Below are 19,655 nucleotides of genomic sequence, written 5' to 3'. Positions count from 1 at the left end.
ACGCGAAAGGGACCGGGCACGACGTCGTTCATCGCACCGGCGCCGCAGGCATTGCAAAAATAGCGACGAATCGGTTGGGGCGGGGGCACTGCCACAGCGTAACGCAGGGGCCCACTGGGTCATGTCCCGAGCCGCCCCCTTCAGCTAGTCAGGCAAGTCCTGTAGGCGCGTCAGTTCGCTATGCTCGACATACGTGGAAAATATGGAGTCCACCAGTCGTGTTCCTGTTGACACAAGCCTCGCCAAAACACGGAGTTGCTCCTGACACGCCTTGCTGATGGCTGGCGTCGGGTAGTTGATGGAATGATCAATCTCGCCCCAGATCTCCTCGAACAACGTCCTAACTTGCACTTCGCAACACATCGCCCTATTCCCACCAGGCGCACGGATTTGGTAGTGAACACTGGTATACGCGGACTCTTTGATTTTGACATCAAGCCCAAATTTCTCGAAAAAACTCTGGGCATCGGGATCCCAAGAGTACGCGACAGCAGCTTCGCCCAAAACCCAATCACCGTCCTGAACCTTCTGATCGATCATACCATGAATCGCAGGGAACTGCGTCTGGTGCAGGTGGAGCACCCTTACGCCCGCCAGATCTGTGATTTGATCAAACAAGGTGTCTTTCGTAACATCTTCCCCCTCCTCGCGCTTGCGAGACAGTTTACCCCTCAGATGCTCAGGATCTTTCAGGCGACCTTTGATCGAATGAATGACAGGTAAGGGGGGCAAGTGAAGTTCAGGCGCGACCTCGAATGTCCGCCTCACGGCAGTGTGCCAAACATCAATACTCGGGCGCTGTCGAATGTATTCCGCGATAATTGAGTCCTGCCACTCGGCGCTCATACATCACCTCCACTCGTCTTCAGCTTTTTGATTCGCTGCACGACAGATTTGGCGAAGGCATGGTATCCCGATTGGGTTGCTTCATATCGTTGCCGATTTCCGCTCACGGTCCCCCGGTCCCCAGGCTCAAGGGATTCATCTGGAACGCGCCAGATGGGCACACGGTATTTGTTTGCCATCGCCGGAAGCGTGCCATGTGAGTGCATGACCGCCTTCCCCCCAATGGGTTCCTCTAGTTCAGTGGGGTCAATTCCAATGCGAACAGAGTCGGGAATATACTTGGTGATAGTGGACGGAATTTCCCTCGCATAGTTATAGTGAGCAAGCGCAAGATCCCACGGGCTTGTTCCCGTGTACTTGCGTGCGTTGAAGATTGTAAAGCCAAGGAATCCGACGGAGTGCTGCGGAAAGGCTTTCCGTTTCTCCGGCGACAGAACAGTGTGAATTATCTTAAACTGTGCGTTCCAATCACTGAGAGCACGCCCGATATTGCGCACGCCATACAGGGAAAACACATCCGGGAGACAGGGGATCAGAAACGCATCAACCGTATTGATGGCGACTTTATTGAGAGCTCCAAGACTTGGAGATGTGTCCAGAAGCACATATTCATACCCGTAGTGTTCGGCGTACGACTCAATCAGCGTTCGAATTCGCGTGACCGTCCGAATCGCTAGAGGCTCACCCCGATACACGTCGCTCCAACGGCTGGAGATCTTCTCCTCGTATGTGTGAAGGGTGATCCGACCGGGGATGATGTCAAGATTTTCCCCAACGCGAAACGGCGGAGGGAGTTTGTCAATCTCACCGGTTCCTTCCTCTGTTGGCTTCAGTAAGAAGTGCACCGATCGTGGCTCGCTCAGCACATTCTCAAACTCAACCGCCGTGAGCTTGATTTTCGTACTCTCAAACCCGTCATCTATAAAACTGTCCTCGTCCCTCCACAGACCCTCGATTTCCCCCATGTCCAGATTGTATATTGTGATATTACACTGAGGATCAAGGTCCACAAACAGGGTTTTGTGCCCGAGTTCTGCTAGCGCGTGACCAAGGTGAAACGTCAAGGTGGTCTTGCCGACGCCACCCTTGTTGTTGAAGACAGATATTACGGCGGGAGGAGGTGACATAACACAGATCCTGTTCACAATATCGTATCACGTTCGTATTTGAATATCCAACACTGCACATCCGCCCCCCCCCCTCGTTGTGAGACTCGACCCCGCGTGGCTGCTTCAGAGGGTGTTCGCAGTCGACATCATGACCTCCGCGGCCAAGGCCAGCTCAAGCTTGACTTCGCGGCGTGACCGACCCGAATCTGCTTGAGTTGTGATCGTCGAGCCGCGGCTCGGGTGCACGGGCTGGCTTTGTTCGGGCGTGACATCGCGCCAAACGGGTCCTGTCCGGCAGCTGACCCACCCGCGATCCGCCTCGCCGGCCGACGAGCACGCCAAGCGTGAGGCGGCGCGATAGTCACGCACCCTGCGACCCCGCATCGGATGTCTATCCGCCACAGGCTCGCCTCTATCTACTCTTCCTCGATGGCTTCTAGCCGATCGAAGATGGTGAGTAGAGCATACCCTCGCGCCGTCAACCGAACTTCCAGAGTGCGCGGGTCAACAGCCACGGCTTTGTGTAGTTCTGAATCGATCGTACGTCGGACTTGATACAGTGAGCATTCGTCCTTGTAGTCCGAAATCAGTACATCTGTGACGTTCTGAAGATCAACCTTACCCGAGTCACTATCGAGAATCCTCAGGATCCTCATCGCGCGATCATACCTTTTGCTGCTTACCTGAGTCCAAGATGTTTGCGCCAAAGACGCATAGTTCAATTCCGCTTCGTCGGAAAGCTCCGACACCTTCTCGATCCAGTCAAAACTCCCTCGCTCGGGAGCCCCCTCGTCAAGAGTTGTTTTCAATGCATGCGATGCCGCCTCCAAATCAAGTTCGGGATGAGCGATGCTCCCCGCTGAAATGGTAATGCGCTCTGGAAGAATGAGGAAGGCATGCCGAAAATACGACGGGAGTGCGGTTACAGGTACTTTCGTGTGTGCTGTCAGCGTACGAATAAACAAAATATGTTTTAGGTGATATTTGGGTGTCCGGCGGCCGGGAAAAACCTCTTGGACCACCTCGAACACCGCAGGCTCGAAAACCCATCGTTTGGGTTGTTGACTGACATCGTCGACACCAAGCGGCGCGTTCCCATCTCCGTCATCCCTTAGAGATACTGACGCACGGCCAGCGGGACCTTCCTTGGATGAGAACTTGATCTCAATGAAGTTGATGTCCCTTGTAAACCCCTGAATATATCCAAGTATGTGAAATGGAAACGAGCGTATCCCGGAACGCGCATGGTCTGGGCGCCAGATAAGGATTTCCTCTTCCTCTGAGTCAAGCGCTCGTTGAGTTACAGTTGTCCCAGGTTCAGGCTCCAAAATCGACTCAAGTGTCGATACAAACTTGGCGTCAGAGAGTAAAGATGCGGGGATGTCTCCGCGTAGCGCTCGCTGAAAATAGTCGAGTTCAACATAGCGTGCGAAACGCATGAACAGAGGCTCGCCGGCTAGCTGTACTCCAAAACCGATTTGAGCGCTAGATGCCTTAAGAAATGTGATACGAAGGCCTGCGTCCTCAGCTTTCAACGCCGGGACGATCGAATGCACCACGCGTTTGCGGATAGTGCTATGGAGATCTGAGATGAGAGATAGCTGCTTGGCCGCGTCAGCCGCGTCCAGCCCGTGGGTAGCAAATCCTCCAGAGTATTTTAGCCAGGACTCGAACCCGTCATCTTGGCAGACCCTCATGACAGTCTCAAAAAGTTGCAGGGCGTCATTTTCCCCTTCCAGACGTGTGCGAACAAATGCCATTGCACGCGCCCTTTTGGGGGATGACACACACCTCAATGCGTTCATCAGAGGATCTTCCGGCACGAGCACAAGGCAGGCCCGTATCGCCCGTTTGCATATATCGTCTTGCTTGAGACTCTTTATGTCCTTCGACAGGCACGCCTGAAAAACGGACCCGAGTATCCCCTGTGCGGTCTTCCTAAACAATATCCGAGTGCGAAAAATATAGAAGTATTTGTGCTCTCCCTTAGTTTGGCCTTCGATACCGAAGCGCTGCTGCCGCACGGGGAAAAGTAGTCGTGTTTCTGGGAGCGACGAATCCAAGCCAAGTACGACAATGTCGTCTGTGTGATTCAGTTCGACTTTAACAGACGTCGGCAACTTGACATAGCGTTCTAGGCGCTCACCCGGTGAGTCTGCATCCGGGTTCTGAGAAGCATGAACAAAATCATCCTTATGGATGGCATGATGCGAGAATGAGTTGGACACATGGTCGCCAACCTCGATAGCTGCAGCCCCCCAGGCGACGGGCTCTCCTTCGGGCCAACTGCCCTCAAACCCGATTACTTGGGCTGACATTGAGCCAATTGCCTTCCTACGAGTTCGCGGACGAGTGCCCCCGTGCCGCCACTTATGTATTTCTGAAAGAATGTCCGGAACCACTCCGCCTCATCGTCGTCCGCCTCGGAATCGTGCCAATCAAGTAGTTGTGCGTAGAATGAGGGTGGACTCGACCACGCGACAACTCTCTCAGCTTTGAACGTGTCGAACCGCCCCTCCCAGGTCCAAGAGCGCCAATCAGGATTGCCTCGCCAGATGGCGGCGGCTGGCTTGTCATTCCAAACTTCATGTGGTCCGCTATGGGGAGGACTCCATGCACGTGTAAGGTCGAGATAGTCACTGAGAAAATCTAGACCCGGATGTTCTTGGAGGAGCTCCTGGCGTTGAGATTCACTCCAAGTATACGAATGCAAGAATGTCTGCCTTCGTTCCCTCTCCCAAGTGCAAACAGGTGAGATTTTTCGGACTAAACCGCCCGTGTCGAAAGGAGAAACTTCCCCAAACACCTTGAAGTCTGGATTATGAAAGGCGATTGACCATTCCCCGAATGTCTCGAGAGTGCGCCCTAAGTAGCAGTAGACACGTGCAGGAGAAATACGCAGTTCAAGTTCTAGCTGTCCCGTGTCTGGTGCTGCTGCGGCTGGAGGGGCCGGAGCGAACCCGTTGCGAAGCGCGTTAATTGCCGCACCTACCGAATTTCGCCTGAAAGCGTGAAACCAGACGATGGGACTACTCATGGGCTGTGGGAATCCGGTGAGCATATGAACATTCGGTCAGATGTAGTCTGAGCAGGAAGCGGCTTGTATGCACTGGGCGCGAAAGCCGCACCTGGCGTTGGGCGTGGCCATGAGGGTAACACGGGTACGCGTCGCAGAGCCAAAATTGTGCGTGGTTGTAGGCCGGGTTCCGGCTACTCTGTAGCTCCGCGTGGGGTAGAGTTCCATCCCTGGTTGGCCGACCAGATCTCGGTGTACCGTCCGTTGGTGACTACGAGGTTCTCTCCACGAACCTTCATCGTCTGACCTTCGAGCAGAACCTCACGCTCGAGGAGGTCGCCCGCAGGGCTGGCATCACCCTGGAGCAACTCGAGGCGATCTGCTCGGGGGAGGTTGATCCCGTCCTCGATCTCGTCGACCTGATTGCTAAGGCTGTCGGCGTCACTGCGTCCGAGCTTCTCGCCGAGCCCGACTTCAACTGACTCCCCTCCTAAGAGCCGATTCGCATGCAGTCGAGAAGTCGGGCGAGTCATGAGAGCTGAGCCTGTACACGCGGAGTTCACCACGCCGAAGCACGACAAGATCCGCACGGTGCCCATGACCAAGCGTGCTCGGTGAGCTGAAGCAAGCCAACCAGAAGCTGGTGTTCACGGGTGACGGCGACGTGCCGATCACTCGGCAAGTCGGGCGCACGTGGATGGGCCGCGCCCTCGACCGCGCCGAGCTACGCCAGCACGGCCCACATTCGCTGCGTCACACGTTCTGCAGCCACCTCGCCATGCGCGGGATCGCTGCGCGTGTGATCCAACAGCTCGCCGGTCACAGCGAGCTGACGACCACGCAGCGCTACATGCACCTGTCACCGGGAGCGAGCGAGGCAGCTCGAAACCCCACCACCACGGCGGGACGCTCCCGCGTGGAGACATGCTGGAGACGGCTTCACGCCCGCCCCCCGCACACTCCCCAACTCCAATGACTTATCCTCAGAACCCGAGGGGCTCCTAGCCCGTGCCCGCGCCACTTACAGCTTCTCAGACGCGATCCCGACGTGCTCGATCCCAGCCTCGCGCGCAGCAGACATCACGTCGATCACCGATCCATACGCAACCTTGTCATCAGCCTTCACAGCAACCCGCTGATCCGTCTGCGCCTTCTCGCTGGCGACCAACGCCGCGACCAACGCGGCACGATCACCCGCGACGGGCGTCTTGCCCACCGTCACCGCCCCGGCGGCGTCGATCTTGATCAGCAAGGTCGCGTCCGGATCATTCTCGGTCTGCTCGATCGGATCTTGCGGGATCGAGATCGGCTGCTTGTGGTTCGGCGGCGGCTTGGCGGCGACCATGAAGATGATCAACAGGCTCAAGAGCACGTCGATCATCGGCGTCACGTTGATCTCTGCGACAACGTCCGCGGCCGGGCCTTCCTCGTCGAGCACGGACGCACGCTAGCAAGGAAGCGGGACGGCTCACAACGTCGAAATGTGACCGCGATCACCGTTGCGTGTTTTGCGCTGACCCTATCCTGGCCGTCATGATTCGGCCGTTGATGACCTACTCGACCCTGGGGCTTGGCTTTGTCGCTTGTTTGGCGGTCGCCGGGCCGGCGTGCACCGACGACGGCAGCGCGGAGGCTGGCAACACCGAGACGGCCGGGGACGGCGACGGCGACGGCTACCCGGGCGACGGCGACGGGGATCCGGGCGACGGGGACGGCGACCCCGACTTCGGCGACTGCGGCAACGGGGTGGTCGACGACGGCGAGGTCTGCGACGACGGCAACAACGTGACCGAGTACCCCCCGTTCGCGGCGGGCGACTGCATCGACGACTGCTCGATGGTCCTGGCCACGTGCAACGACGGGACCGTCGACCCCGGCGAGGACTGCGACGACGGCAACGACGACAGCAAGGACGCGTGCACGACCTCGTGCACGACCAACAGCATGGGCGTGCACGCGGCCTGCACCGTGTTCGAGGACGGCATGGAGGTCGACCCGCTGTTCAACATCAGCGAGGGCGACATCCAAAACTGCGACAACGTCGAGCCCGTGGCCGGGACCGCGGTCGGCTGCAATCGCTCGTGGCAGTACATCGGCAACAACCTGGTCTACGCGGCGGGTGGTGACTGCCAGATCATCGCGCTCGAGTGCGAGGGGGATCTGTGCCCGCCGGGACCGATCGGCGACTACCCCAACGTCAGCGCTTGCCCGGAAGGGCACGTGCTGATCGACAAGGTCATCGAAGGCGGCGGTGGCGTGCCCGAGATCCGCAGCAAGGTCTGCCTGCTCGCGTGCGAGTCCGACCGCGACTGCCGCTGGAACGAGGCCGACGTGTTCTGGGACGGACCGGGCGAGTACCGGTGCAAGACCACGCCGCTGTCCGGTGGCGCGCGCGTGTGCAACGACGGCCGCAACAACGAGCTCTAGTCGCGTTCCCCCTCGGCGAGCTAGCGGCTACGCTGCGGCCAATGTCCGAGGACTCTCTGTACCAGCGCATCGGCGGCAAGCCAGCACTCGAGGCCGCCGTCGACCGCTTCTACGCCCGCGTGCTCGCCGACGAGCGCATCGCCCACTTCTTCACCACGGTCGACATGAAGACCCAGATCCAGAAGCAAAAGCGCTTCTTGGCGGTGGTGTTCGGCGCCCCCGGGACCTGGGAGGGCAAGGACATGCGCAAGGCCCATGCGCACCTGAAGCTCGAAGAGATCCACTTCACCGCGGTGGCCGAGCAGCTGCAGGGCGCGCTCGAGGATCTGAGCGTGCCCGCGGACTTGATCGGCGAGGTCATGGCGATCGCGGCCTCGACCCACGACGACGTCCTGGGTCTGTAACCGCTAGAGCCCAAGGCCGAGCAGCCGGCCGACCTGGAACACCAGCAGGGCGGCCAGGTAGGCGATCGCGGTCATGCTCACCAGCATGAACGCGGGCCACTTCCAGCTGCGGGTCTCCCGGCGCACGACCGCCAGCGTGGACATGCACTGGCAGGCGTAGACGAAGAACACCAGCAACGCGATGCCCGAGAGCCGGGTGTAGCGGGGCTTGCCGGCTTCGTCCTTGGCGTCGCGGATCACCTCGCGCAGCGGGGCGTCGTCTTCGTCGGCGTTCTCGATCCCGTAGACGAGGCCGAGGGTCGAGACCAACACCTCGCGGGCGGCGAAGCTGCCGATCAAGCCGATGCCGATCCGCCAGTCTTGCCCGATCGGCTCGAGCGCCGGCTCCATGGCCTTGCCGACCCGACCCGCGACCGAGCGCTCGATCGCGGTCTCGCCCGGGCCGAGCTCGGCCTCGTCGACCTGTGGGAAGCTGAGCAAGCCCCACAGCACGATCGTCACCGCCAAGATGATCGTGCCCGCGTCGCGCAGGAAGTCGGCGGTGCGATCCCAGACCTGGTGCAGCGTGTCGCGGATCCGCGGCAGCCGGTAGGGCGGCAGCTCGAGCACCAGCGGCGGGGTTGGACCCGGCAGCAGCGTGCGCTTGTAGATCGCGCCGATCCCCAGCGCCGAGACCGTCGACAGCAGGTACATCGACAGCAAGATCAGCCCGCCCTGGGTGAACGGGCCGAACACGGGCGCGTCGGCGACGAACAGCGAGCCGATCACCAGGGTGTAGATCGGCAGGCGAGCGCTGCAGCTCATGAACGGGATCATCAGGATCGTGACGACCCGATCCTTGAACGAGGCGATCGTCCGGGTGCTCATGATCGCCGGGATCGCGCAGGCGTAGCCCGACAGCAGCGGGACGAAGGCCTTGCCGTTGAGCCCGACCCGGGCCATGAGGCGATCGACGATGAACGCGGCCCGGGCCATGTAGCCCGAGTCCTCGAGCAACCCGATGAACAGGAACAGCAGGGCGATCTGCGGGACGAACACGACGACGTTGCCGACCCCGGCGAGCACGCCCTCGGTCAGCAGATCCGTGAACATGCCGGGCCCGAGCGCGCCCACGACCAGCTCGGACAGCGCGCCGATCCCCGCTTCGATCACGCCCATGAAGGGATCCGCCCACGAGAAGATCGACTGGAAGACCAGCGCCATCACCAGCAAGAAGCTCAGCGGGCCGAGCACGCGGTGGGTCAGCACCGCGTCGATCTTGGCCGAGCGCGCCATCGCGGGGGCGAGGGCCTGACCGGCCTGACCAGCCTGACCAGGTTGTTGCCCGGAGCTGGGGAGCTGGGCGAGCAGGCGATCGACCTCGGCGTAGCGCAGCTCGACGAGCGAGCGGATCGCCTGCTCGAGGTCGCGCGGGTCGAGGCTGGCGGCGCGCTCGCGCTCGTCGACGCTCGCGCCACACAGCTCGAGGTTGTCGGCGGCGACCGCTGCCAACAACCACCGCGCGCGCGCCGGGCTGACGCCGCCGGCTTCGAGCTTGGCGAGGCAGGCACGCAGCGCGGTGTGGGAGCTCGCGGGCTCGACCAGGCGCGGCGCCGGCTTGGGCAGCCCGCCCTGACCGAGCCGATCGAGCTGGTGGAGCAGCGCGTCGAGACCCACGCCGCCGCGGGCGACCGTCGCGACAACCGGCAGCCCGAGCGCCGCCTCGAGCTGCTTGGCCTCGATCCCAACCCCGGCGTCGGCGGCCAGGTCGACCATGTTGAGGGCGACCACGCACGGCAACCCCAGCTCGAACACCTGCAGCGCCAGGTACAGGTTGCGCGCGAGGTTGCTGGCGTCGAGCACCAACAACACAGCGTCGGGCGCGGCCTGATCAATGGTCCCGGTCAGGGTTCGAAACGCGATCGCCTCGTCCTCGGAGATCGGCGTGAGGCTGTAGGTGCCGGGCAGATCCACGAGCGTCGGCGCGGGCGTGTCCGCGCGCGGCTGCCAGCCCTTGGTCGCGCGGATCGTGCCCTCGCGGGTCTCCACGGTGATCCCCGGGTAGTTGCCAACCTTGTAGCGCGAGCCGGTCAGCAGGTTGAAAAGGCTGGTCTTGCCGACGTTGGGGTTGCCGGCGACGGCGATCCGCAGCGGCCTGCTCACGCCGTGACTCCGGTGATCTGCACACGTCGGGCCTCGGCCCGGCGCAGCGACACGTGGTAGCCACGCAGGCGCAGCTCGAGCGGATCACCCAGGGGCGCGCGCTTGATCAACGCGACCTCGACACCGGGCACGAAGCCCATCTCGAGCAAGCGCACCGACATCGAGCCATGTCCCGTCACGGCGAGGACCTCGGCGCGCTGCCCGAGGTTGAGCCCGTCGAGGGTCATGGGGTTGTCGTCTTGAAAAGCCATTTCAATATGCGTCGATACCACTGAAAATGGTGGGCTTCAAAGCGATCAACCTCACGAGCCACTGAATTGGGCTTTCATTTTGTGTGGCCCGAGGTCGGTGGGGCTATGGTGCGCGGCCGTGGCCGCCAAACTCGACGTGCTCGCCGGGGAGCTGCCGATCAGCGCGATCTTGCCGGAGCTGCTCGACGTGGTGCGCGAGCGCAACGTGGTGATCGAGGCGCCGCCGGGCGCGGGCAAGACCACGGTGATCCCGGCGACGCTGCTCGAGCGCGGCGCAGTTGGGCGCGGACAGATCCTGGTGCTGCAGCCGCGTCGCCTGGCCGCGCGACTGTCTGCCCTGCGCACGGCCGCGCTGCTCGGTGAGGGCGTGGGCGGGCGCGTCGGGTATCGGGTGCGCTTCGATCACGCTGGCGACGCCAACACCCGGCTGTGGTTCATGACCGAGGGCGTGCTGGTTCGGCGGCTGCGCGATGATCCCGAGCTCGCGGGCGTCGACGCGGTGATCCTCGACGAGTTTCACGAGCGCCACCTCGACGGGGATCTGCTGCTCGCGCTGCTGCGCCGCCAGCAGCTGCTTGGCTCGCCGCTGCGACTGTTGGCGATGTCGGCGACGCTCGACGCCGAGCCCGTGGCGCGGTTTCTGGACGCGGCCCGCCTGCGGACCGAAGGCCGCAGCTTTGCCGTCGAGCTCGAGCATCGCAGCCCTCGCTCACGCCACGGCGAGCTGCCGCTCGAGCGACGCGTGGCCGGGGCGGTGCGGGACCTGATCGAGCGCGGGTTGATCGGTCACGCGGCGACGCAGCCGGGTCACGCGCTGGTGTTTCTCCCCGGCGCCCGCGAGATCCAGGCCTGCGCGCGCGAGTGCGCGACGCTGGCCGAGCGGGCCGGGCTCGAGCTGGTGACGCTGCACGGTCAGCTGCCGCGCGCGCAGCAAGATCACGCGGTCGCGCCCAGCGACACCAGCAAGCTGATCCTCAGCACGAATGTCGCCGAGACCTCGATCACGATCGACGGCGTGGTCGCGGTGATCGACAGCGGGCTCGCGCGGATCGCCGACTTCGATCCCGGCAGCGGTCTGCCGCGGGTCAGCCTGGGGCCGATCTCTCGCGCGTCGGCGGCCCAGCGGGCGGGCCGTGCAGGCCGGACCCGCCCGGGTCTGTGCATTCGGCTGTACGGCCAGCACGACCACGACCACCGGCCCGAGCATCAGCTACCCGAGCTGCGCCGCCTCGACCTCGCCGGTCCCGTGCTCGAGCTCGCGGCCGCGGGCGTGCACGCGCCGGACAGCTTCGAGTGGCTCGAGGCCCCGGCCCCGGCGGCGCTGGCGGTCGCGCGCGAACTGTTGATCTCGCTGGGGGCGATCGACGAGCACGGCCAGCTGACCGGGCTCGGTCGGGCGATGCTGAGCTTCCCGCTGCACCCCCGGCTCGCGCGCTTGTTGGTCGCTGGGCTCGAGCACGGAGTCGGTGAGCTCGCGGCTGCAGCCGCGGCGTTGCTGGCCGAGCGACCCCTGCGTCGGCCTGGTCCGGCGCGGTCGTGTGACGCGGACATCCTCGACGAGATCGAGCTGCTCGAGGGGCGCCGCGGCAGCGCGAGTCACCGCCTCGATCCCAGCGTCCGCGCGGCGCTCGAGCGGGCGATCAAGCAGCTGCGATCCATGCTCGGACGAGCTGGCGCGACGATCAAAGGCCCGCGTGTGCGGCCCAAAACCGCGGAGCAGCGCGAGGTCGCGCTGCGCCAGGCCCTCCTCGCCGCCCACCCGGATCGGGTCGCCACAGTCCGCGTCGACGAGCACGATCGTCGGACCTTGGTGTTCGCGTTTGGGGGCAGCGCCGAGCTGTCGAGCGACTCGGGCGTGCGCACGGCCGGCTGGGTGATCGCCCTGCGCAACGAAGAGCGACGCGAGGGCACCCGCCGCCGGGCCGTCGTCCACAGCGCCGCCGCGATCGAGCCCGAGTGGTTGATCGATCTGTTCCCCGACGCCGTCACCGACGCCCAGGAGCTGCGGTTCGACGCCGCGCGCGAGCGGGTCGTCGGCGAGTCTGCGCTGCGCTACGGCAAGCTCACGATCGAGCGCTCGGCGATGCCGAAGCTGCCCGAAGCCGCCGCCAGCGAGGTCCTGCTCGCGGCCGCCCGCGACGTCGGTGCCGCGAGGTTTTGCCGAAGCCGCGACGCCGACGGCACCCAACAGCTCACCCAGCTGCGACTGCGCGCGCGCTTCATCAATACCCAGCGCCCCGAGTTTCCGCTGCTCGACGACGCGCTGATCGACGAGGTGCTGGCCAGCGCGTGCGTGGGCCTGAGCAGCTTCGCGGAGCTCGAGCAGCTCGGCTTGCTCGCGCGCTGGTCCACAGAGCTGGGCGCGCGCGCGGGTGATCACCGGGCCCTCGATCGACTCGCGCCGACGCGGGTGACCCTGCCCGGCGGCCGCCGACTCACGGTCAACTACGAGCCGGATCGAGCGCCGTGGGTCGGCTCGCGCTTGCAGGACTTCTTCGGCATGCCAGCCGGCCCGCGGGTGCTCGACGGCGCCGTCGCGGTGGTCTTGCACCTGCGCGCACCCAACCGCCACGACGTCGCGGTGACCAGCGATCTCAGCTCGTTCTGGCGCGAGCACTATCCAGCGATCCGGACCCAGCTGAGCCGCCGCTACCCCAAGCACGCGTGGCCCGACGACCCCCTGCGAGCGACGCCGCCTGCTTCCTCTACGGGCGGTCGACGTCGGCGTAAGTAGAGCGCTCGTCGTTGTCGGCTCGAGTTCGTGAGTCATTTCGATCAGTTGTAAATGACGATGACACGCTCGACGCGGACCCTGCGGAGCTCGGGGTGTTCGCGGGCACGATCGACGACGCGCCGCCCGGGCAGCGACTCACTCGCTGGCACACCTCAGTGCTTGACCACCACGGTGACACGCCCGCGAAAGTCAGCGGGCGCGTGCAACTCCAGTGCGTACCGACCCGCGTCCAAGTCCATTGGACCGATGAACGGGCCTGGCCCCGACAACACCTTCGCGCACGGCTCACACTTCACCAGGGTCAGCTCGACCCCAGGTATCTCCGCGCCGTCTTCGCCCCACATCCCCAGGACATAGATTTCGTCCGCGTCAATGTCGAAACGTCGGGTGAGCCACATCTTGTCGTCCAGCGGGCCGATCATGATGTCGTTCGCACAGTCCAGCGTGAAGGTCTCCTCGATCGCGTGCTCGCCGTCGACGCTGACGAGGCCAAGGTCGGGGGCCGCCTGTGCTGCCCCGCACGCGAACACGCGCGACTGATAGTTCCTGAAGCGGTTGCAGGATGGTCCGAGCTCGAGCTCGAAGTCCGCGAGTAGCTCCTTCGTCGTCATGCCGAGCACGGACTTGAAGGCCGCGGCCAGGGCAGGGCCGTCTGGGAATCGATCCGTGATCCGACAGACATCGAGCACCGCTTCCACCCCAAAGTGCTCCACGAGGTAGGCCGCGAAGCGGCCGACGATCCCATACTCGTCGGAACCCCGGGGGAAGGAGGGAGCGTCCAAGAGCGCGGCCAACAGATCGAGGTTCCTGGTCTGCGCGTCGAGACCCGCCCCGCTGTCGTAGAACTCGGCCAAGCCTTCACCGAGGACATCGGGGCAACGCACCGCTGCGAACGCCGCCATATGGACGACCTCATGGATGTCTGGGAGTTGCCGCGAATGGATGCACTGGGCACTCGGTGAATAGCACGCGACGGCGTCGTCGCACGGGAGCTCAGCGGCGTACTGTTCGGGTGAGTACCACCGATATGGGCCGAGGTGCCCTGTGACGCCGAACTCCACCGCGAGCGCACCCGCGTAGGCGTCGACGTACGCGAAGGTCCCCCCGCAGGTCTCGTCCGCGCTGCGGTCGCGACCGTCAATGTCAATCCACTTGCCCTGGAACAGCCAGTTCGGTTCGTGAGGCTCCTCCACGCACGCGCTGCCGCCGAGCGAGAGCACGACGGCTCCCGCCACACCCATCGCGCTCAATCGTCCCATCGGCTGTCCTTGAACGTGATCGTCCACGAACTTCCGCCGCCGTCCACGAACTCGACGTCAAAACCATCGATGCCCCATGATCCGTGGTCATCGGTGATCCACATATCGGTCGAGTTGGCGGCCATGAAGCGGTTGGATCCTTCGGCGGCGTTGACACCGGAGACCACGAACTGCGCGGCCCCTGCTGGGATCTCATAGCCCACAACTCGCCCGTCGGTAGGGTCGACCACTTTGTACCCGAGTGCCTGCCTCCACAGACGCACTTGAACCCGATCGGCGACCAGCGACGCAAAGCCGTTGGTGATCACCACGGCGTCGTCCTCGAACACGTCGAACTCTTCGAGGGTGAACCCGGTGCCATTGAGGTCATGGGAGAAGGCCGCAGCCGGACAACCACGAGGACCGCACTGCGCATCAAAGCTCGCCGACGCCGTGACCGGCCCCCAGAGGAACGGCGGACCGACCAGATCAGCGTCGAGGGGGACGGCGAGATCGACACCCACGAAGACGCCGCCGTTGGGGGTGTGGCCCTCTTCGAAGATCTGGTCGTTGTTGCCCTGCGCATTGATGCACGAGATCCATTCGCTCTCGTCTTTCGGCAAGGACACGCCGTCGATCTTGGTGGGGGCCGTGACGTTCAGGACGAGCCCGTGCACGTCGCCGAAGTCACCCAGCGTCCAGTGCGACACCACCTGTGGCAGCTGCGCTGAATTGTTGGCCAACAAGCTGTCGAAGCACGCATCGTAGTTTTGGGTGATCCACACTTGGATCGGCGCGACCTTCTTGGCGAACATGCCGAACGAACCGTCGTTGACGCCGGCTTGCAGGCGCTCCGCGAGCGTGATGCAGATCTGCTGATACATGTCGTATGCGCAAAACCTCTTGTACTTATCTGCATGCTGATAGTCGAACTCGCCGCAGCACGCGATGACTTCGGCCGCGGCGTAGGGTTGAGCGTTCTCGTGGAAGTAGTTGTTCTGCTCGCACCACCCAGCCCCGAGCAGGTCGACGCACGATTTACCCCCGAGCGAGAAATCGAGGCTAGTGTGCAACTCTCCAGCGCATGGTACTGGATACCGACATCGCTCGCGCCGATGACGTTGTGGTAGCAGTCGTCGGATGCCATTTCGCTGGGCGCGCCGTCGCCGGTCTCGCCCGATCCGGATTCCAGCCCCCCGGTCTCGTCCCCAGCGGTCGCCTCGGTCGGGGGACACTTCTCGCCCTCGCCCTCGAGTGGAGTGCACTTTTCCGCATTTGGATCCTCGGTGTCCGGGTCTTTGCAGCCCGCGATCGCTAGCGCGGCGAGCGGAGCAGCGAGGAATGCCCAGTGGAGATTGGCGTGAGCGTGAGTGGTCATCGCGCGTGGTCTGCTCGAACGATCCGGCTGCGTTCGTGGCAACGATTTCGTGTCATCGATTTCTGGCCCGACTCCCCCCTCTCCAGCACTACCCGCTCGATCTATGCGGGCCCCGACACGCCACCCGCTCCCGCTCGCGCGTTCACGCGTGGGCAGCGGCAACGATCGCGGCGCCGCGCAGTGCTGACACCACCCGTCGCCCGAGCGACGTAGCGACATAGGCGCTCGAGTCGCTGACGATCGCGGCTGGGCACGACCGGCTGCTCGAGCCGTTTGCCGAGCCCGAGCCCGAGCCACACCGGCCTCCGCTCGAGCTCGCCGAGGAGACCTGCAAGCAGACGCGTCGCCTAGGCGCGCGGGCCCTGATAGTTTGCGGGCAGTGGCTGCGGACACGATCGAACACGACCTCCCTCAACACAGCGTGCACAGCGTGCTCGAGCAGCTCGAGCGCCCGGCCTCGAACCACCCGCCGCGGGTCTTGGTCCTCTACGGATCCCTGCGCGACGTCAGCTTCAGCCGCAAGCTCGCGCTCGAGTGTGAGCGTGTGCTGACGACGTTTGGTGCCGAGGTCCGCCTCTACGATCCACATGGCCTGCCGGTGTTTGATCGCAGCTCCAACGATCACCCCAAGGTTGTCGAGCTGCGCGAGCTCTCGCAGTGGTCCGAGGCCCATGTTTGGATCTCGCCCGAGCAGCACGGCAGCGTGGCCGCGGCCTTCAAGAATCAGATCGACTGGATCCCGCTCTCCGATGGTGCGGTGCGCCCATCCCAAGGTCGGGTGCTCGCGGTCATGCAGGTCTGCGGCGGCTCGCAGTCCTTCAACGCCGTCAACCAACTACGCATCCTCGGCCGATGGATGCGCATGTTCACGATCCCCAACCAGAGCTCGGTCGCCAAGGCCTGGCAGGAGTTCGACGACGACGGGCGCATGAAGCCCTCAGCGTTTCGCGACCGCGTCGTCGATGTGCTCGAGGAGCTGTTTCGCGTGACGCTGCTGCTGCGCGACCGGGTGCCAGCCCTCAGCACCCGCTACAGCGAGCAAAAGCAGCTGCGAGTCCAAGGCGCCTTGACCAAGGGCCTCGGCGTCTGAGCGGGCCCGAGCCCGACAACCATGCCTCACGACACCTCGCTTGGCCGTTTCGCCGAGTACGCCCGGTACAGCTGCCATGGATGATGGTTGGCTCCGAGCAGCCGCGATGCAATGCAGCACGGGCCGCTAGCTAACTAGGTGCGCAGCCAGGGGGCAAACATCCGTTGCAACGTGGGCATGATCAGGTAGGTCATCAAGATGACGATGCTCGCCACCGCCAGCGCGACGACGGCGAAGGGGTGCCCGGGAAGCCGGGCCGTCAACGCTGGTGGAATGAAATAGACCGGCGCGAGCAGACCCAGGAAGGTCAGCAGCGCTCGCTTGTAGCGCGGAGGCGCGGGGCACGATTGGGCTCGAGTCTCGAGCTGAATCCTGGCCATGGCTCTGCTCCCGTCGATCGTGGGTTGGGCGATCAGGCCGAGGCCTGCTCGAAGGCCGCGCTGCGGACCTGGCCGACGAGGGTCGCCCAGTCCATGTCGAGGGCCCCGTAGACCTCCCCGGCCACGGGCCGGGCGTTGTCGCCGAGGATCTCGACCATCAGGCTCGCGCCGTCGGCCACCACGACCCCGCTTTGCAGGAGTCGCAGGATGCCGGTCTCGCGCTTGGTCGGGGTGAAGGTCCCGCTCGCGTCGGCGGCGACGTAGGCCTCGTATCCCTCTCGGACGGCGCGCATGGCCGGGAACGCGGCGCAGACCTCGAGCGAGACGCCGGCGAAGATCAGCTTCTTGCGACCTGTGGCCTCGATGGCCGCGGCCACGCGTGGGTCGTCCCAGGCGTTGACGGTGGTCCGGTCGATGAAATCCTGGCCCGGGAGGGCTCCGACGAGCTCGGGGAGGGCTGGACCCCAGAGCGTGTCGGCGGAGGTCGTCGTCGCCACGATCGGCAAGCCGAGAGCCTTGGCAGCGCGGGCGAGGCCTATGACGTTGTGCTTGAGCTCCGCCACGGAGTAGTCGCGGATCCCGGTGATCAGGCCGACCTGGTGATCGACGAGCACGAGCGCGGCGTTGTCTTGGGTCAGGGGCTCGGGGTTGAAGGGCTTGATGGTCATGATGGTTCTCCTGTGGGTTGGTTGGGGTTGGGGTTGGTCAGTCGATGGAGCCGAGCTCGCCGGCGGCGTGGGCGGCCGCGACCGCAGCGAGCTCCTCGCGCGTGTTCATGACGAAGGGGCCGCGCTGGACGATGCGCTCGCGGATCGGCTGCCCCTGCAGCAGCACGACGTGGGCGCCGGCCTCGCTGCGCAGCTCGAGCGCCGCGGCCTCGGCCTGGCTGCGCACGGCGATGGCGTCCCCCTCGGCGAGGACCGTGACCGCGCCGCCCACCGCGAGCTCCACACCTCCGCCCACGGCGTGGATCCACGCGTCGAAGTCCGCGGGGAGCTCGTGGACGTAGGCGCCCGTGGGCTCGAGCTGGGCGTCGAGGATTGTCAGCGGTAGGGCCGGCGACGCGTACCCGGACACGCCGTTGCTGTCCCCGAGAACCACACGGACGCGGTAGCCGGGGCCGCGCAGCTCGGGCATCCGCGCCGCGGGGACATGCAGCGCGTCGGGGGCGTCGCGCTTCGCCGCCGCCGGGAGGTTGACGAAGATCTGGAGCGCGTGGGTCTGGGCGCCGGCGCGCGGACGCTCGTCGTGAACGGCACCGCGCCCGGCCTTGAGCCAGTACAGATCCCCGGGCCCGAGATCGAGGTCGTTGCCGAGGGAGTCGCGGTTGTGGAACTGACCCTGGCTGTCCTCGAACAGCACCGAGACCGCCGACATCCCGGCGTGCGGGTGCGGACCGAAGGTCGGCTCGCTCATCGTGAAGTGGTCCACCATCACGAGTGGGTCCATCAGCCCGTCGAACTGCGTGTGGTCGAAGCTCAGCGCCGAGAACCCGGTCCCGATTCGGACCTGCCGGCCGCGGATGGGGGCCGTCGCAACGACGCGTTCCGCGCGAATGTGATGATTGATGTGCATATGCCCTCCTGTGGCTGTGAGTGGCGGGTGCCTCACCCGAGGCATTGGCATCATATTCAGAACGAAATCCTGGACAACGGGCACAGACAGAACATATCGTCCTGAATGCGGAACAATGAGCGCCAGCCAAAAGCGCACGGGTCCCATGGATCTCAATAGCTATTTGTATTTCGTCCACGTCGTGGAGAAGCGCGGCTTCACGGCCGCCGGCCAGGCCCTCGGCGTGCCCAAGTCACGGCTCAGCCGCCACGTTCAGCAACTCGAAGATCGGCTCGGCGTGCGCCTCATCCAGCGAACCTCGCGGCAGTTCGCCGTCACGGAGATCGGCGACGTTTTCTATCGCCACGCCCGCGCCGCCCTCGACGATGTCGAAGCGGCGGAGACCGAGGTCAAGCGCCAGACCAACACTCTCTCGGGTCAGGTTCGGCTGTCGTGCTCCGTGGGCATGGCCCAGTTCGCGCTCGTCGATCTCATTGCCGACTTCCTGTCCCACAACCCCAAGGTCGACGTGATCCAAAACGTGACGAACCAGTCGGTCGACCTGCTGGAGGCAGGCATCGACATCGCGATCCGCGGCCACGCAGGCCCGCTCCCCGACTCGAGCTTCGTCCAGCGTCGCGTCGCGCGGACGCCTTGGTTTCTGTTCGCTGGCCGGGCCTACCTCGACCGCAACGGGTGGCCCGCGAGCCCCGACGACCTCGACGCTCACCAGGGACTCAAGGTCGGCTGGAAGCCCGAGCTCGGCCAGTGGTCGCTGCGCGGACCCGACGACGTGCGCGTGACGATCCCCTTTCGGCCACGCCTGTGCAGCGACGACATGTCGACGCTCAAGCAGGCCGCCGCTGCAGGGCTGGGCGTCGCCGCGCTGCCTGGCTACGTCTGCCGCGACGACGTCGAGGACGGCCGCCTCGTCCGCGTGCTGCCGGGCTGGGTCGCCGGCGACGCCCAGCTGAGCATGATCATGCCTTCGCGCCACGGGCGGCTGCCGGCCGTCGAGGCCCTCGCCGAACACCTGCGCCGCGAGCTACCGCGCTTCGTGGAGTTCGAGTAGCCCCTCCTCGGGGT

Annotated in this window: 18 protein-coding genes; 7 read left to right on the top strand and 11 right to left on the bottom strand. The window is 64.4% G+C overall.

The features are described from left to right. Window positions 1-144 precede the first annotated feature (144 nt). The 3 genes from ENSA7_RS07190 to ENSA7_RS42095 form a co-directional block, all read right to left on the bottom strand. A complete protein-coding gene (locus ENSA7_RS07190; protein ID WP_106088463.1) occupies window positions 145-846 on the bottom strand; it encodes a RelA/SpoT domain-containing protein in 702 nt (233 codons plus the stop codon). Next, complete coding sequence (locus ENSA7_RS07185; protein ID WP_106088462.1) at window positions 843-1,973, bottom strand: ParA family protein; 1,131 nt, start codon at window positions 1,971-1,973, stop codon at window positions 843-845. Before ENSA7_RS07185 ends, ENSA7_RS07190 begins: the two co-directional genes overlap by 4 nt. A gap of 398 nt (window positions 1,974-2,371) precedes the next feature. Next, window positions 2,372-4,273: a hypothetical protein gene (locus tag ENSA7_RS42095; protein WP_146157433.1), complete on the bottom strand. Its 1,902-nt coding sequence runs from the start codon at window positions 4,271-4,273 to the stop codon at window positions 2,372-2,374. A 928-nt stretch (window positions 4,274-5,201) separates the two neighbouring features. On the opposite strand from ENSA7_RS42095, the gene ENSA7_RS46095 reads away from it, so the two are divergent. Both ENSA7_RS46095 and ENSA7_RS07170 read left to right on the top strand, forming a co-directional pair. Continuing rightward, on the top strand, window positions 5,202-5,453 hold the full coding sequence (locus tag ENSA7_RS46095) for a helix-turn-helix transcriptional regulator (protein ID WP_106088550.1): 252 nt from the start codon (window positions 5,202-5,204) through the stop codon (window positions 5,451-5,453). Between the two features lie 125 nt (window positions 5,454-5,578). Next, window positions 5,579-5,947 carry a tyrosine-type recombinase/integrase gene (locus ENSA7_RS07170; protein ID WP_106088460.1) on the top strand — a complete coding sequence of 123 codons (369 nt, stop codon included), beginning with the start codon at window positions 5,579-5,581 and terminating at the stop codon, window positions 5,945-5,947. A 45-nt stretch (window positions 5,948-5,992) separates the two neighbouring features. Here ENSA7_RS07170 and ENSA7_RS07165 read toward each other — a convergent pair whose 3' ends face one another. Further along, entirely contained in the window at window positions 5,993-6,409 is a 417-nt protein-coding gene (locus ENSA7_RS07165) for an ExbD/TolR family protein (RefSeq protein ID WP_106088459.1), read from the bottom strand. A gap of 95 nt (window positions 6,410-6,504) precedes the next feature. On the opposite strand from ENSA7_RS07165, the gene ENSA7_RS07160 reads away from it, so the two are divergent. Continuing rightward, window positions 6,505-7,398 (top strand): hypothetical protein, encoded by an 894-nt coding sequence (locus tag ENSA7_RS07160; protein WP_106088458.1) that lies wholly within the window; start codon window positions 6,505-6,507, stop codon window positions 7,396-7,398. A 41-nt stretch (window positions 7,399-7,439) separates the two neighbouring features. After that, the gene (locus ENSA7_RS07155; RefSeq protein WP_106088457.1) at window positions 7,440-7,802 is read left to right on the top strand and encodes a group I truncated hemoglobin; all 363 of its coding nucleotides are present in this window, start codon (window positions 7,440-7,442) and stop codon (window positions 7,800-7,802) included. 3 nt (window positions 7,803-7,805) lie between these two features. Here ENSA7_RS07155 and feoB read toward each other — a convergent pair whose 3' ends face one another. After that, the gene (gene feoB / locus ENSA7_RS07150; RefSeq protein WP_106088456.1) at window positions 7,806-9,944 is read right to left on the bottom strand and encodes a ferrous iron transport protein B; all 2,139 of its coding nucleotides are present in this window, start codon (window positions 9,942-9,944) and stop codon (window positions 7,806-7,808) included. Then, window positions 9,941-10,195: a FeoA family protein gene (locus ENSA7_RS07145; RefSeq protein WP_244923736.1), complete on the bottom strand. Its 255-nt coding sequence runs from the start codon at window positions 10,193-10,195 to the stop codon at window positions 9,941-9,943. Before ENSA7_RS07145 ends, feoB begins: the two co-directional genes overlap by 4 nt. A 118-nt stretch (window positions 10,196-10,313) precedes the next feature. Here ENSA7_RS07145 and hrpB point away from each other — a divergent pair, with 118 nt between their 5' ends. Beyond that, on the top strand, window positions 10,314-12,929 hold the full coding sequence (gene hrpB, locus ENSA7_RS07140) for an ATP-dependent helicase HrpB (RefSeq protein WP_244923735.1): 2,616 nt from the start codon (window positions 10,314-10,316) through the stop codon (window positions 12,927-12,929). A 152-nt stretch (window positions 12,930-13,081) separates the two neighbouring features. Here the strand turns inward: hrpB and ENSA7_RS07135 are convergent, their stop codons facing one another. Continuing rightward, window positions 13,082-14,170, bottom strand: a complete 1,089-nt coding sequence (locus ENSA7_RS07135; protein ID WP_146157432.1) for a hypothetical protein — start codon at window positions 14,168-14,170, stop codon at window positions 13,082-13,084. Between the two features lie 5 nt (window positions 14,171-14,175). Continuing rightward, window positions 14,176-15,240 carry a hypothetical protein gene (locus ENSA7_RS07130; RefSeq protein ID WP_106088454.1) on the bottom strand — a complete coding sequence of 355 codons (1,065 nt, stop codon included), beginning with the start codon at window positions 15,238-15,240 and terminating at the stop codon, window positions 14,176-14,178. A gap of 684 nt (window positions 15,241-15,924) precedes the next feature. Here ENSA7_RS07130 and arsH point away from each other — a divergent pair. Continuing rightward, window positions 15,925-16,635, top strand: a complete 711-nt coding sequence (arsH, locus tag ENSA7_RS07125; protein ID WP_280523979.1) for an arsenical resistance protein ArsH — start codon at window positions 15,925-15,927, stop codon at window positions 16,633-16,635. A gap of 134 nt (window positions 16,636-16,769) precedes the next feature. On the opposite strand, the gene ENSA7_RS07120 is transcribed toward arsH, so the two are convergent. The 3 genes from ENSA7_RS07120 to ENSA7_RS07110 are packed head-to-tail and all read right to left on the bottom strand — an operon-like array spanning window position 16,770 to window position 18,590. After that, complete coding sequence (locus tag ENSA7_RS07120) at window positions 16,770-17,015, bottom strand: putative antibiotic biosynthesis monooxygenase (protein ID WP_244923734.1); 246 nt, start codon at window positions 17,013-17,015, stop codon at window positions 16,770-16,772. Between the two features lie 32 nt (window positions 17,016-17,047). Next, a complete protein-coding gene (locus ENSA7_RS07115) occupies window positions 17,048-17,683 on the bottom strand; it encodes an isochorismatase family protein (RefSeq protein ID WP_106088453.1) in 636 nt (211 codons plus the stop codon). Window positions 17,684-17,720: 37 nt separating this feature from the next. Beyond that, the gene (locus ENSA7_RS07110; protein WP_106088452.1) at window positions 17,721-18,590 is read right to left on the bottom strand and encodes a pirin family protein; all 870 of its coding nucleotides are present in this window, start codon (window positions 18,588-18,590) and stop codon (window positions 17,721-17,723) included. Between the two features lie 115 nt (window positions 18,591-18,705). Here ENSA7_RS07110 and ENSA7_RS07105 point away from each other — a divergent pair, with 115 nt between their 5' ends. Continuing rightward, window positions 18,706-19,641 carry a LysR substrate-binding domain-containing protein gene (locus ENSA7_RS07105; RefSeq protein WP_244923733.1) on the top strand — a complete coding sequence of 312 codons (936 nt, stop codon included), beginning with the start codon at window positions 18,706-18,708 and terminating at the stop codon, window positions 19,639-19,641. Window positions 19,642-19,655: the final 14 nt, after the last annotated feature.

This window comes from Enhygromyxa salina (assembly GCF_002994635.1).
Lineage (GTDB): Bacteria > Myxococcota_A > Polyangia > Nannocystales > Nannocystaceae > Plesiocystis > Plesiocystis salina_B.
The sequence above is the reverse complement of the archived record's forward strand: the minus strand, read 5'-3'. Positions and strand labels throughout refer to the sequence as shown.